Genomic DNA, 14,274 nt, shown 5'->3' on the forward strand with positions numbered 1-14,274 from the left:
CACTAGTCCCTCACGCCTGACTGTCTATTTAATAAATAAAGATAGTGTTTCTCATTTGCATCTATAGTGACGATAGCGCTACTCAATAGATGTGTCAATGCAGGGACTATGAGAGGGGCTATATAGGGGGCTATACGAGAGGCTATGAGCGCGCCTCAAACAGCTGCCAGTCGTTATTGGTCAGCGGTTTTGCTCCGTTTTCAGTCACCACCACAGTGTCGCTTATGCCAACGCCCCACTGGCCGGGCACACGTAGGCAGAGCGGCAGGTGAAAAACCATATTGGTTTCAAAAGTACGGGCCTGCCCTTTGGCGATAAAGCCGGTGCCCTCTACCCAGCTAGGCGGAAACTGCGCTCCCACGGCATAGCCAAAGACACCGGAGAAAAAATACTGATCACGCTGGGGGGCGAGTAGGGCATCAGCCGCCTGGGCGGCAGCATCAAAGGTATTGCCTGGACGCATAGCATCGCAAAGCGTTTCAAACAGTGAGCGGCAAAGATCCCGAGTGGCGGAGAGAGCCGGGCTTGGAGCGCCTGTCACGGCAGTGCGCATCATGGGTGCCGTATAGCGTTGATAAGCGGAACCGAACTCTAAGAAGACCGGTTCGTTAGGCTGTATTACACGCCGCTTATGATTGACGTGAATCACGCCAATACGGTGCCCGCTGGTCACAATTGGCTGCAGGCTCATGAACTCGCTGCCATTTTCGAGCAGCGCTTTGGCGCCCACGGCGGCAATATCGTTATCGGTCACGCCGGGGCGGATGCTCTGTATTGCGGTCTCTAACCCGAGTGCGGTGATTCGTGCGCTCTGTTGCAGCATCTCAAGTTCAGCGGGGCTTTTTATAAGTCGAATCGCATCGACCACTGCGCCAGCTTCGCTAAAGCGTTCACGACCAATGGTCTGCATCAGCGTATCGATCACCCCAAAGCGCAGCCCACTGCTCCAGCCATCAATACCAATTTTCGAGCAAGGAGAAAGCAGGTCTGCCAGCGGCGTTATGATTTCATCCAAGTTTTCCCAGCAGTAACCGATGATCTCATCAACCCGGGCGGTGACTACCGCCGCACCGGTTTCAATCGAGGCGACTTGTAGCACTAGCCGCGCTTGGGTGCAGACTAGGCAAGCGTGCACCGAAACTTCAAAGGTATGGTAGCCAGAGAGGTAATTAATATCGGCGGGGTCGGTAAGCAGTAGCGCATCTAGCCCGCGCAGTGCCATTGCATGGCGCACCTTGTTTAGACGCATTTGATATTCATCAGGTGCAAAGGGCAGCTCGCTTTGTGCGAGCGTTCCGCTAAGAGCGGTGCGGTAGTGTTGATAATCCATAGTGGTCTCCAGTGGGGACTACGGTGAGTATAGGCAGGAGCTAGCGTTACGCCTCTGCCTTTATCAACGCTGGTAGTAGAAGTGAGTGATGTCTCAATTGTGCTTGGTAAGGCGCCGTCATCAGTTCGTGCAAGAACTCGCATTTTATAGGGGGCATAAGACAGTGTGTTGACTCTTTCCAGTGCAATGATTGCGAGTTTAATGTGTGCCTGTTGCTTTTTTAATAACACTTTCCTCTCGATAAAAATGCTTTCTTCCCATAAAAGGCTGGTGGTTGCAGTTCCTTGCGAATTGGTACGCCGGCCTATATGATCAGGTTGGTTAAAATAATCAACAATAGGAGGGTGGCGAATGCAACCTCAAGCGTCTTCTGGTCATGTTGCCTCTTACTACGCGGCATCGGCCAACTCTGGGCCACAAAGGCCGCCGCTTAGTGGCGATGTGGAATGTGACATCTGTGTGGTGGGGGCCGGATTTACCGGTATTTCGGCGGCACTGCATCTGGCTGAACGCGGTCACCGTGTAGTGGTGTTGGAGAGTGTGGCGATTGGCTTCGGAGCGTCTGGGCGCAACGGGGGGCAGATCGTTAACAGTTATAGCCGTGATATAGATGTTATCGAGCAGCAGAACGGCGCTGAGACCGCTCGAGCGCTGGGTGCCATGGCGTTTGAGGGTAACCAGATTATCCGTCAACGTATCGCCCAATATGATATCAACTGCGACCTAAAGGAAGGCAATCTGTTTGCTGCTTGTAATAAGAAGCAGTGGGAAGGCTTAAAGGAACAAAAAGCTTTGTGGGAACGCTACGGCCATCAGGAGTTAGAGCTGTTAGAAGGCGATGAGGTCCAGCGAGAGATAGGTAGCGAACGCTATGTAGGCGCGTTGGTGGATCACTCCGGTGGGCACTTACATCCCCTCAATCTGGTGTTGGGGCAGGCCGCTGCATTAGAGGCTCTGGGCGGCAAGATTTTTGAACACTCTCCCGTGACGCGGTTGGAGCACGGTGAGCCGGTGACGTTACATACGCCCCAGGGGCGAGTGACTGCCCTGCGCGTCGTTATGGCAGGTAATGCCTATATGCAAGGGTTGTTACCCAAGCTTGAAGGCAAATCGATGCCGTGTGGCACCCAGATCATTACGACTGAACCTCTGTCTGCAGAGTTAGCGACGCGACTACTGCCTAATGACAAAGCAGTGGAGGATTGTAATTATCTGTTGGATTACTATCGTCTAACCGCTGATAACCGTTTGCTGTATGGCGGAGGAGTGAACTATGGCGGGCAGGAATCCGCTAGCATTGAAGCGGCCATTCGGCCAAAAATGCTGACGACTTTTCCTGAGCTAAAAGATGTCCGCGTTGATTACGCCTGGAGCGGTAATTTTCTGCTGACGCTCAACCGTTTGCCGCAATTTGGGCGTATTAATAGCAATGTCTACTATGCGCAGGGATACTCTGGCCACGGGGTAACGTGTTCGCATCTGGCAGGCAAGTTAGTGGCAGAAACCATTAGTGGCGAAGAGGCGCGTTTTGAAGCCTTTGCGCAGATTTCCCATTTGCCAATGCCTGGTGGGCGGCTGTTACGCGTGCCGCTTTCTGCTATGGGAGCGTGGTTCTATGCCATGCGGGATCGGCTGGCGGTTTAGCACCGATTAGTTTGATGATTGCTTGGAAGCGGGCTGGCGAATAAGTTTGTCAGCCCTTTTTTATTTGCCATGGACGCTCACGGATAACACGGAATAAAAAGCGAATAGAAGGACGGGACAGTAGGGCAAGATAGCAGGGCAAGGCAGGCAGAAGTAACAAGAGAGAGGCGGCAAGCACCTCTCTCGTTTCTAACAACTCATACGTTTCTAACAGTTCATACGTTTCTAACAAAGCTCATACGTGGCGCAGGTACCAGTCGTATTCCATCGTGCTAACCTCACGCATGGCTTCGGCGCGTTCGGCGTGGCGGTTGGCGATAAATACATGGATGAAATCCTTACCAAACAGTTCTCCGAATATGTGGTTGGTGCTCAGCAGGTGCAGCGCCTTAGTCCAGCTATTAGTCAGCTGGGCGGGGATCTGTTCATAGGCATTGCCAGTAATTGGCTCAGGGGGCTGGCGCTGCTGGGTCAGGCCGTAATGAATTGATGCCAGCACGGTGGAGAGGAGCAGGTAGGGGTTTACATCGGCGCCGGCTACACGGTGTTCAATGCGCCGTGCATCTTTTGAACCAGCAGGAACACGGACTGCCACTGAGCGGTTGTCATACCCCCAAGTGGGCGCCATGGGCACGTAGTACCCTTCCTGGAAACGACGGTACGAATTGAGGTTTGGGGCCAATAGCGCCATGGAGTCCGGCATTAATTCTAGTAATCCGCCCACTGCGTGTTGCAGCGCTTTATTGTCCAACGGGTCATCGCCGTTTTCAGCAAAGATATTTTTCCCATTTTCATCCAGCAGACTGATATGAACATGGGTGCCACTACCGGCTTCCTGGCCGTAAGGCTTAGCCATAAAGGTGGCTTCAAAGCCGTGCTGCAATGCCACTCCCTTGATTAGCCGTTTAAGCAGCACTGCATAGTCACAAGCGAGCAGTACATCATCAGTGTGAATCAAATTAGCTTCAAACTGACCGGGAGCACACTCTTTCAGCACAGTATCCAGTGGCAGGCCCTGGACTTGAGCGGCACTTTGCAGGTCATCGATAAACTCGGCGTACTCATCCAGCTCCAGCACGGAGTATAGCTGGCTTTGGGCGGCCCGTTCACCGCTGCAGGGTGATTTCGGTGGCTGGATCAGATTGCGTGTGCAGCGCTGCCGATCGACGAGATAAAACTCCAGCTCAAGCGCAACCACTGGTGTTAAGCCAAGGCTCGAAAGTTGCCCCAGAATACGCCGTAAGATCTGGCGAGGATCGGCGAAGAAAGGTGTGCCGTCCATTTCTTCCATGGTCAGTAATAGCTGGCCGTAGTGCTTGTTATTTATCCAGGGAACTGAGTGAAGCGTGCCGGGGATGGCGCGACACAGGCGGTCACCATCGCCACTGGAAAGCCCCAGCCCCGTTTCTTCCACAGTGTTGCCGTTGATATCCAGTGCAAACACAGAGGCAGGCAAATAGATGCCTTTTTCGAACACCTTGCCGAGGTTATCGGTAGGAATACGCTTGCCACGGATGACGCCATTGAGGTCACTGATCAACAGGTCAATACTGGTGATATCCGGATGGCGCTCCAGAAAAGCTGAGGCTTCGTTGTAAGTATGATGGGCAGTAGACATACGTTAACCCTTGTTTTTGTGCTGTGTTAGTTGTGACTGGGTGGTAGTGATTTCGCTAACAGTATCCTTGCCCTGGTTGCATCTCGTGTCAATTATTTAATAACAAAAATAATGATAACTTTCCCTCTCGGATGTTTGTTTTTACTTTATGCCTTTATTTATCAGTTATTTATAACTTTTTTGCACAAAAATAACGATTTGTTGTTGGAAAATAAAACAAGGCGCGCTATGTTTGGGTGATCGTTGAATAAAACATAACAACCGGCAAAGCGTATCTACTTATGCAAGTAACTCATTCCCCGCGCCCTTTGGTGGGTGTTATCGCCTGCTGCCGAGAGGTGGAAGGCCACTCAGCTCAGATAGTGACCGATAAGTATCTGCAGGCGCTTTATCACTATGGCATCACACCTGTGATCCTACCTGTACTGGCTGCTGATATGTTGACGCCTGAGCAACGTGCCGAGCAGGCCGTTGCGCTATTGGGCAGCTTGGATGGCTTGGTGTTAACCGGCAGCTATACCAATGTTTCTCCAGGTCGCTATGGCGCTGAGCTAGCCCCGGAAAATACTCGCAGCGACGCACGGCGCGATGAAGAAGCGCTTGATTGGGTGCATGAGGCAGTCCGACAGGCGTTACCCCTGTTTGGTATTTGTCGTGGGTTTCAAGAAATGAACGTGGCTTTTGGGGGCACGCTGCACCAGGCCGTACAAACACTGCCGGGTATGCTCGATCACCGCGAGCCGCCTGCTGACGATATGGCCGGTCACTATGCGGCCTCTCACCGGGTGAAGATTCGCCCTGGTGGTGTTTTGGAGGCGCTCTATAGCGGTGAGCATACTGAGGTGAATTCACTGCACCAGCAGGGGATTGACCAGCTTGCGCCGGGTTTGGAAGCAGAAGCCTGGGCACCGGATGGGTTAGTTGAGGCGGTTTCCGTGCGCGATGCCGCTGCGTTCGCGCTGGCTGTCCAGTGGCACCCGGAGTGGCGCTCCAAAGAACACCCCTTTTATGACGCACTGTTTCAGGGGTTTGCTACGGCATGTCGTCAGCATCGTAACCAACGTGACGCCCAACTTGCTGCCTGCTGAGCGCTTGTTGCAATGATTTGATCAGGAGCCTACCTATGCAGACCCAAGATTACCAAGCGCTGGATCGCCAACACCACCTTCACCCGTTTACTGATTTTAAATCACTTGGTGAAGAAGGCACCCGTATCATCACCCACGCCGATGGGGTTTACATTTATGACAGCCAGGGTAACCGTATTCTTGATGGTATGGCGGGCCTTTGGTGTGTGAACCTTGGTTATGGGCGCCAGGAACTAGTTGATGCTGCCACTGAGCAAATGCAACAACTGCCGTACTACAACAATTTCTTCAAAACCACCCACCCTCCCGCAGTGAAGTTAGCTGCCAAGCTAAGTGAGCTGGCACCTGAGCATATCAATCATGTGTTCTTCACCGGCTCAGGCTCTGAATCTAACGATACCGTGTTGCGCATGGTGCGCCGGTATTGGGCACTCAAAGGCAAACCAGAAAAGCAATGGATCATCTCGCGTAAAAATGGTTATCACGGCTCTACAGTAGCGGGAATGAGCCTTGGGGGTATGGCGCCGATGCATGACCAGGGTGGCCCTTGTGTGCCAGGGATTACGCATATTTGCCAGCCTTACTGGTTTGGCGAAGGGCGCGACATGAGCCAGGAGGAGTTTGGCAAACAGTGTGCTCAAGCGCTTGAAGATCAAATTCTGGCATTAGGTGAAGATAAAGTAGCGGCCTTTATTGCAGAACCTGTGCAGGGGGCGGGTGGAGCGATCATTCCACCGGATAGTTACTGGCCTGCGGTGAAAGAGGTGTTGGCCAAGTACGACATTCTATTGATTGCTGACGAAGTCATCTGTGGTTTTGGTCGTTTAGGTGAGTGGTTTGGCAGTACTCACTATGGGCTCAAGCCTGACCTGATGCCAATCGCCAAGGGCTTGTCGTCGGGCTACCTACCCATTGGTGCTGTGCTGGTAGGAGATCGTGTGGCCGACACGCTAATCGACGAAGGCGGCGAATTCTTCCACGGCTTTACCTACTCCGGCCACCCAGTCTGCGCTGCTGTGGCATTGAAAAACCTTGAGTTGCTGGAAAGCGAGCGAGTGGTAGAAAAAGTTCGTGATGAACTGGGGCCTTACTTAGCTAAACGTTGGCAGGAACTAGCGGAACACCCTCTGGTAGGTGACGCCCGCTCGCTGGGTTTGATTGGCTCACTGGAACTGGTGGCCGACAAGCAAACCGGCGAGCGTTTCGATAAATCTCTTTCTGTCGGCAACTTGTGTCGTGATTTCTGTTTTGACAGTGGGTTAGTTATGCGCTCTGTGGGTGACACCATGGTGATTTCACCGCCGTTAATTATCACGCGCAGTGAAATCGATGAACTGGTGAGCAAGGCACGCTTAGCTCTCGATAAAACCGCTGCAAAGCTAGCGATTACATACCCAATGGAGAGTGCATGATGGTAACTGATAGCCCCAAAACATTAGCTGACTGGCAGGCGTTAGCAGCGACACTGAACTTGGAGACACGTGCCTTTATTGATGGTGAATTTGTGCCTGCCGTGAGTGGCAGCACTCTGACCAGCATCAATCCCGCCACGGGTGAAACGCTGGCAGAAGTAGCCAGCTGTGATACGGCAGATGCTGAACGTGCCACCCAGGTGGCTCGTGCTGCTTTTGAAAGTGGCGCTTGGTCGCGCTGTGATCCAGGTAAGCGTAAACGTGTGCTGCTACGTTTGGCAGAGTTGGTGAACGCTCACCGTGACGAATTAGCGTTGCTGGATACGCTGGATATGGGTAAACCAATTTCCAGCTCCCAGGGTGATGTGGCGGGTACCGTTGCCTGCTTGCGTTACCAGGCAGAATGTATCGACAAGCTTTACGGTGAAGTAGCTCCGACCGGCGATGGCGCGCTGGGGCTGGTACTGCGCGAGCCGATGGGTGTAGTGGCCGCTATTGTGCCGTGGAATTTTCCACTGATGATGACCTCTTGGAAGATTGCTCCTGCACTGGCGGCGGGCAACAGTGTCATTCTCAAGCCATCAGAAAAATCACCGCTTTCGGCATTGCGCTTGGCGCAGTTAGTCCAGGAAGCCGGCATCCCTCCAGGTGTCTTCCAAGTGTTGCCAGGTTATGGCCACACAGTGGGCAAAGCGCTGGCGCTTTCCATGGAAGTGGATTGCCTAGCCTTTACCGGCTCTACAGGTGTGGGTAAGCAACTAATGCAGTACGCCGGGCAGTCCAACCTTAAGCGCGTTTTTCTGGAGTGTGGTGGCAAAAGCCCTAACATTGTTTTCGCCGACTGCCAGCAACTTGATGCGGTGGCTCAAAGCGCTGCGGCCGCAATCTTCCACAACCAGGGAGAAGTGTGTATCGCGGGGTCACGTCTGCTGGTAGAAAACAGTATCCGTGAAGATTTTGTAGCCCGTGTGGTAAAAGCCGCCGAGCAGATGCAGCCGGGAGACCCCCTCGACCCGAACAGCTTTATGGGCGCCATGGTCGATGAAGCGCAGTATCAGCGAGTACTTGACTATATACGTCTGGGGGTAAGCGAAGGCGCGGCACTGAAACTGGGTGGAGAAGCTAGCGCTTCCAAGGGCTATTTCTTGCCTCCTACCATCTTTGACAACGTCACCCCCGAAATGCGTATCGGCCGAGAGGAGATTTTTGGGCCGGTACTGAGTGTTTTCGGCTTTGATAGTGAAGAGCAGGCAATTGCGCTGGCCAACGACAGTGATTATGGCCTTGCGGCTGGGGTCTGGAGCCAGGATATCGACCGTATCATGCGGGTGTCCCGGCGACTGCAATCTGGCCAAGTGTATGTGAACAACTGGGCCGGCGTCGATCAGACAGTCCCCTTCGGTGGTGTCAAACAATCGGGAAATGGGCGTGATAAATCGCTGCACGCGCAGGAGAAATACTGCGAAGTGAAAACAGTGTGGATGTCGCTGAGCGTTTGACGTACCTGAGTGTTTGATGTACCTGAGCGTTCGACGTACCTGATTTAGGGGCGAAGCTAAATTTAACATCCCCCTTTTTGATTGATTCAGCAGAAACGCTAAGTGTCACAGCAAACGCGGTGACACTTAGTAGCGGGTTCCCCTTGCCTAAAAACTGTCGAGAAACACGTGTAACAGTGAGGTGAGTGGCGATCGCTGCGTAGCAATGATTTCTAAATGGTAATAACAACATTAATAAAAACATTAACAACATCAATAACAAGCAAATATTAGTGAGGACACTATGTCGACCAATAGTACCACTAAGGAAGACCAGGAAACGCAGGACATCCCCAGGCCTAGCCTAACAGCAGCCATGATACCGATTGTGTTTATGGCAGCATCGTTGGGGCTTCTAATCGGTTATTTCGAAACCGATCCGCATTTACCACTGTTCCTAAGTGCTGTAGTGGCAGCCGCTGTAGCACTGGCGACGGGCTGTCGCTGGAAGCAGCTCGAAGTCGGCATTATGCGTTCCATTGGCTTAACCACTCAGGCAATTGTGATTCTGCTGATTATTGGCACGATTATTGGCTACTGGATTGCAGGTGGGGTAGTGCCCACTATGATCTATTACGGCCTAAGCATTTTGGCACCGGACTACTTTCTAGTCGCAGCCTGTTTGATCTGCTGCGTTGTGTCTTTGGCGGGCGGCAACGCCTGGACAGCGGCGGGTACTATCGGTATTGCGCTGATGGGGGTGGGAGAAGGGCTGGGCATCAACCCCGCTATGGTGGCTGGAGCCGTGATTTCTGGCGTTTATTTTGGCGATAAGATTTCTCCGCTTTCTGAGACTACTAATATGGCGTCTGGTGTTGTGGGCGTGGATCTGTTTGAGCATATTCGCTATATGCTTTACACCACCGTTCCTGCAATCTCTGTTGCGCTGGTGTTGTACACCATTATTGGCTTGAGTATGACGCCTTCTGGTGATGGAGCCACGCAGGTGATTGAGTTGCAGCAGAGCTTGAACGAGCTATTTATTATCAGCCCCTGGCTGCTGCTGGTACCGGCGTTGGTGATTGTGATGATGGTCAAGAAAGTACCCGCGATTCCTGCACTTTCAATCGGCTCATTGATGGGATTTATCTGTGCGATTGTGATTCAAGGAGTGCCGCTGGGTGATAGTTTTACTATTTTTGTGGAAGGTTACGCGGTAGACACGGGCAATGAAGCGGTGGATGAGCTGCTGACTAACGGCGGTGTTGACTCCATGATGTGGACTGTTTCGTTGATCATTATTGCCATGAGTTTTGGTGGGATTCTTGAGTCGGCAGGTTTCTTCCGCACCATCGTAGAAAGTTTACTTAAACTGGCCAAAACCACTGGCAGCCTGATCGCCACGACTGTGGCTACATCGATGACTGCTAACGTGGTGGGATGTGATCAGTATTTAAGTATTATTTTACCTGCCCGTATGTATGCCAGCGAGTATAAGCGCCGTGCGCTTAAACTTAAAAACCTGTCTCGCACGGTAGAAGATGCCGGTACCATGACCTCACCATTAGTACCTTGGAATACCTGTGGTGCCTTTATGTTTGCCACGCTAGGGGTCAGCGCCTTCAGCTATGCGCCTTATGCATTTTTGGCGCTGCTAAGCCCGGTGTTTGCCATTATTTATGGCTTTACTGGTTTCAAAATTGCCTACGAGAATGAGTCTGCACGCGATGAGCCAGCTAGCGAGCGAGCTGCTTCAGGAGCTTGACGAGTACTCTTTGTGTGAAAATGCATTTATTGACAGCTTGTGTTGAGTGTTTGTGTTTAAAGCTTGCCCCACCATGGTGGGGCTTTTTTTGCGCTATGATAGGCACCATTTTATCGATAAGTTGCAATACCGACGCATAGCGTCATAGACAAGCCAACAGGTAGGCAAACCAACAGGGAGTGAATCAGGCATGACAGATGACGTAGGTGAGCGGCTGCGCTCCTTGCGCAAGCTGCGCGGGATTTCGCAGCGTGAGCTGGCAAAGCAGTGTGGGGTGACCCACTCCAGTTTGTCGCTGATTGAGCAGGGAAAAGTGAGCCCGTCTGTCAGCTCTCTAAAGAAAATTCTCAACGCCTTTGCCATAAGCGTTGGAGATTTTTTCACGATGGATCTTGATAATCAGGAGCAAATTTTCTATTCGCCTGACGACTTGGTGGATATTGGCTCAGATAATATTACGTTAAAGCTGGTGGGGGCCAACCGGCCTAATCGAGGGCTGGCGTTTATGATTGAGCACTATCCGCCGGGAACCGATACTGGTCAGGAAATGATTGCCCACCACGGTGAGGAAGCGGGTGTTGTTCTGGAGGGTGAAATCGAGCTGACGGTAGGCTCCTCGGTGCGTCGATTAGGGCCCGGCGAGTCGTATTATTTTAAAACCAACGTACCACACCGTTTTCGTAACATTGGCGATGTAGGCTGCAAAATTGTTAGCTGCGCAACACCTGGTCAGGCATTTTAAGATGGTTTTGATATCGTGGGGTTGGTTACCGTTGCGGTAATACTAGCGGGTTAATAAGAATATGCCTTGCAGGAAGTAAAAAACGCCAATACCGGTAATGATCCAACGAGTCCAGGTACGAAAGTTGGCATCGGTTAGGCGCTGCAAAATGCGGTGGCCGGTATGGGTGCCGAAAATTGCGAACGGTGCGGCCAGTATAACAATGCTCCACTCTCCAGCACTTAGCGCCAGTGCTGAGCCAAGATAAAAGATAATCTTGATGCTGTGAGCAACCACCTGGATCATCGCCTTAGTGGCGACAACCTGTCGGCGATCCATCTGGGAGCGCACAAAGGAGAGGTCAATCAGCGGCCCGGAAACTCCGGCGGCAATGGTCAACCCGCCCGCTGCTATACCACAACATAGCGCATGGCTGGTGCGGTTGGCATCCAGATGAAACCAGCCCTTGGGCATCCATACCAAAATCGGCATTAAACCAATCAACAACGATACGGTAGTGACATTGGCGCTGTAGCTAAATAGCAGCAACAGCCCCGCAGCGCTCAGCACACCTAGCGTCATCAAGGCAACGATACGCCAGATGATAAAGCGCCGCGAAAGCCACGCCCGTGACCCATTTGCGGTGAGCTGAATAACGCCATGTACCGCCATTGCAGTACCAGCAGGAAATATCAGTAGCAGAAACCACAGCAGTACTAGGCCGCCAGCCATGCCGAATACACCAGAGAGTGCCGATGTGAAAAACACCACACTAACCAGGGCCGCTCCAATCAATAGTGGCATTGGTGGTGTCCTTAGCTACGACAAAATGGCCCAAATTGATAAAAGCGACGACACTGGAACTCTGCTTCACAGCTATTGAGCTGGGCTTGGTAGCGGTTGGCTCGCGCTGATACCTGACTAGCTGCGCGTAGTACATGGGGTTTATTACGGTAGGTGCCACGTTGGTAGCCGCCTGCACCTTCATGGTAGGCGTAGTAAAGGTGCTCCGGGTTACTCAGCGAGATACCCGCCTGCTGCTGCGAGCGACGGTTATACCAGCCAATAAAGTCGGTGGCATACTTCATATGAGTACGCCTTGCAAAGGTGCTGCCAGCTTGATCGCGATACTCGGCCCAAACAGGGTCTTGCGCCTGAGCGTAGCCTCTGGCGGAGGAGGGACGAGGGCCAGGGATAAAGCCTAAGTAGCGTTTTCGATCAGGGCGAACGTGGCTACGAAACGAAGATTCCTGCTGGATAAACGATATCTGGGTAGCAATCGGAGTGCCCCACTTGTCTTCTGATTCTCTTGCGTAGTCGTACCAACTGGGCTGTTCGCGAAAGATTTCGCAGATATTACTCTGATCCGCAGGTGGGTTTGGTGAAAAAGTGGCGCAGCCAGAAAGTAGCAGTACAAAGCTTAAAATTACCCATAAACGCCATGTCTCTGGAGCGGACGAGTAACGTGTAGCAAAACTATCAACAGGGCAGTACATGGCAAAGTCCTTGTGAGTAAGTCCTTGTGGGTAAGTCCTTGTGAGCAAGTTCTTATAAGTGAGATCTGGTAAATCAATTGTTATCAATACACTTGGCGTGGCGCTCAACATCCCCTCTATGGAAATTCCCCCTAGCGTAGCAGGCTCTCTAAGCAGCGGCGTAGCCGCTGGGCTTCACGTACTAAGGTTTCACCTGACAGCATTCCTACGCCCATCACCAAACCGACTCGCGGATCTGTTTTAGCGCACACGGGACTGAGTGGACGAACAATTAAGTGCTCCTTCATCAGTGCCTGGGCGAGCGCAATGTCATTCACTCCCGGTTCAAACTCAATGCATAGGCTTATCGCACTGCAGGGAGGCGATACATAGCGCACCCTGGGCAGTGAACGTAGCTGGTCATGCAGCACTTGCTGGCGGCCTAAATAATCCCGCTGAATACGGCGGCACCAAGCGTCTAGGTCGCCGTCAAACATGAATTGTGCCAGCACGGCTTGTTCCAGCATGCGCCCTTCGCGGAATAGTTCGCTACGCAGGCGATTCATTGGGCCTGACAAGTGGTGCGGTACGACTAAATAACCAAGCCTTAGCCCAGGAAACATCATCTTGGAGAACGAGCCTGCTAGCAAGTGACGCTCGGAGGTGGCTTCAAAGAGTAGGTTGGTGTGGTCATCGCGGGTGAACTCATAGTCGTCTTCGACAATATACGTAGGCGCTAAGGCCTCGCATAAACGCTGCTTATCGACAGCACTGGTGGGCACGCTGAGCGGGTAGTGGTGGGAGCCGGTTAAGTAGGCAAGGGCGATATTGTTGGTGATCTTCGGTAATACGTGTCCCTTATCGGGTAGCCACGCCAGCATTTCAATATTCAGCCCCGCACCGGTAAACACATTTCTCGCTCCCCAGTAGCAAGGAGACTCCATAGCCACCGTATCGCCCACATCAGTCAGTGCCATTGCGCATAGTTCAATACCGTTATGGGTGCCGTCGGTAATGATGATCTGTTCAGTATCACAGCTGATGTTGCGCCAGCGAGCCAGAAAGTCACGAATAGCACGTTTAAGCGGCCCGTATCCACCGGTGGAGTATGAGAGCAGTAGCGCATTTTGCGGCACGGTGACGCTCGCATAAAGCTGTCGCCACTTACGCATTGGGAACTGTGCGATATCAGGAATGCCGGGTACAAAAGCTCCACTTTGTACCCGGCTTGCCCCCGGCCCCTCGAGCACCCTTTGGGCACGCCGGGAAAGCTGGGTATTGGTGGACGCCAATGCCATTGGGGCTGCTGGTTTACAAGTCCAGGTGCCCTGACCGTGGGCGGTTTTTAAAAGTTGTTCGCTTAGCAGCGTAGCTACCGCTAGCGCCAGCGTTTGGCGTGCCACATTGATCGACTCCGCCAGTACCCGGTGGGAGGGCAGCCGCAGCCCGGTGGGCCACTGCTCGGTGATGGCTTGGCGTAGTGCCTGTTCGATTCGTACCTGTTTACTCAGGCGCTCTGGTTGCAGTGCATAAAGTTGTACAAATTGGTGCAAGACTTGCTTGCGATCCATGTTGGGCCTCTACTTTTTGTGTTAAGCCCGCGATGGCGGGGCACGTGGACAAAAGTATTATATAAAAGCCGCACCTCTTTGGTGCGTTTGAAAAGTGGTCTAGTTGAACATAAAAGTGGTGCATTCGTATTCTGCGCGCTGCCTGCTAGCGTGTCGCTATTCCGTTAGCCGG

At 52.5% G+C, this 14,274-nt stretch carries 11 protein-coding genes; 6 read left to right on the plus strand and 5 right to left on the minus strand.

Going from position 1 to position 14,274, the window contains the following annotated elements; translation table 11 throughout:
* Positions 1-142: 142 nt before the first annotated feature.
* Complete coding sequence (locus tag CPA45_RS19700; RefSeq protein WP_096654535.1) at positions 143-1,330, minus strand: M24 family metallopeptidase; 1,188 nt, start codon at positions 1,328-1,330, stop codon at positions 143-145.
* A 351-nt stretch (positions 1,331-1,681) separates the two neighbouring features.
* Between CPA45_RS19700 and CPA45_RS19705 the strand changes: the two genes are divergently transcribed.
* Complete coding sequence (locus CPA45_RS19705; protein WP_096654537.1) at positions 1,682-2,974, plus strand: NAD(P)/FAD-dependent oxidoreductase; 1,293 nt, start codon at positions 1,682-1,684, stop codon at positions 2,972-2,974.
* 235 nt (positions 2,975-3,209) lie between these two features.
* Here CPA45_RS19705 and CPA45_RS19710 read toward each other — a convergent pair whose 3' ends face one another.
* Positions 3,210-4,592 (minus strand): glutamine synthetase family protein, encoded by a 1,383-nt coding sequence (locus CPA45_RS19710; protein WP_096654539.1) that lies wholly within the window; start codon positions 4,590-4,592, stop codon positions 3,210-3,212.
* 281 nt (positions 4,593-4,873) lie between these two features.
* Between CPA45_RS19710 and CPA45_RS19715 the strand changes: the two genes are divergently transcribed.
* The 5 genes from CPA45_RS19715 to CPA45_RS19735 all read left to right on the plus strand — a co-directional run bounded on the left by CPA45_RS19715 (position 4,874) and on the right by CPA45_RS19735 (position 11,077).
* The gene (locus CPA45_RS19715; protein WP_096654541.1) at positions 4,874-5,680 is read left to right on the plus strand and encodes a gamma-glutamyl-gamma-aminobutyrate hydrolase family protein; all 807 of its coding nucleotides are present in this window, start codon (positions 4,874-4,876) and stop codon (positions 5,678-5,680) included.
* 35 nt (positions 5,681-5,715) lie between these two features.
* On the plus strand, positions 5,716-7,092 hold the full coding sequence (locus CPA45_RS19720) for an aspartate aminotransferase family protein (protein ID WP_096654543.1): 1,377 nt from the start codon (positions 5,716-5,718) through the stop codon (positions 7,090-7,092).
* Positions 7,092-8,591: an aldehyde dehydrogenase gene (locus tag CPA45_RS19725; protein WP_096654576.1), complete on the plus strand. Its 1,500-nt coding sequence runs from the start codon at positions 7,092-7,094 to the stop codon at positions 8,589-8,591. Before CPA45_RS19720 ends, CPA45_RS19725 begins: the two co-directional genes overlap by 1 nt.
* A gap of 283 nt (positions 8,592-8,874) precedes the next feature.
* Positions 8,875-10,335, plus strand: a complete 1,461-nt coding sequence (nhaC, locus tag CPA45_RS19730; RefSeq protein WP_096654545.1) for a Na+/H+ antiporter NhaC — start codon at positions 8,875-8,877, stop codon at positions 10,333-10,335.
* A 190-nt stretch (positions 10,336-10,525) separates the two neighbouring features.
* On the plus strand, positions 10,526-11,077 hold the full coding sequence (locus CPA45_RS19735; RefSeq protein ID WP_096654547.1) for a cupin domain-containing protein: 552 nt from the start codon (positions 10,526-10,528) through the stop codon (positions 11,075-11,077).
* Between the two features lie 42 nt (positions 11,078-11,119).
* Here CPA45_RS19735 and CPA45_RS19740 read toward each other — a convergent pair whose 3' ends face one another.
* The 3 genes from CPA45_RS19740 to CPA45_RS19750 all read right to left on the minus strand — a co-directional run bounded on the left by CPA45_RS19740 (position 11,120) and on the right by CPA45_RS19750 (position 14,102).
* The gene (locus CPA45_RS19740) at positions 11,120-11,860 is read right to left on the minus strand and encodes a TSUP family transporter (protein WP_096654549.1); all 741 of its coding nucleotides are present in this window, start codon (positions 11,858-11,860) and stop codon (positions 11,120-11,122) included.
* 11 nt (positions 11,861-11,871) lie between these two features.
* The gene (locus CPA45_RS19745) at positions 11,872-12,552 is read right to left on the minus strand and encodes a transglycosylase SLT domain-containing protein (protein ID WP_096654551.1); all 681 of its coding nucleotides are present in this window, start codon (positions 12,550-12,552) and stop codon (positions 11,872-11,874) included.
* Between the two features lie 131 nt (positions 12,553-12,683).
* Positions 12,684-14,102: an aminotransferase-like domain-containing protein gene (locus tag CPA45_RS19750; RefSeq protein ID WP_096654553.1), complete on the minus strand. Its 1,419-nt coding sequence runs from the start codon at positions 14,100-14,102 to the stop codon at positions 12,684-12,686.
* Positions 14,103-14,274: the final 172 nt, after the last annotated feature.

Origin of the sequence: Vreelandella nigrificans (assembly GCF_002374315.1) — a bacterium.
Classification (GTDB): domain Bacteria; phylum Pseudomonadota; class Gammaproteobacteria; order Pseudomonadales; family Halomonadaceae; genus Vreelandella; species Vreelandella nigrificans.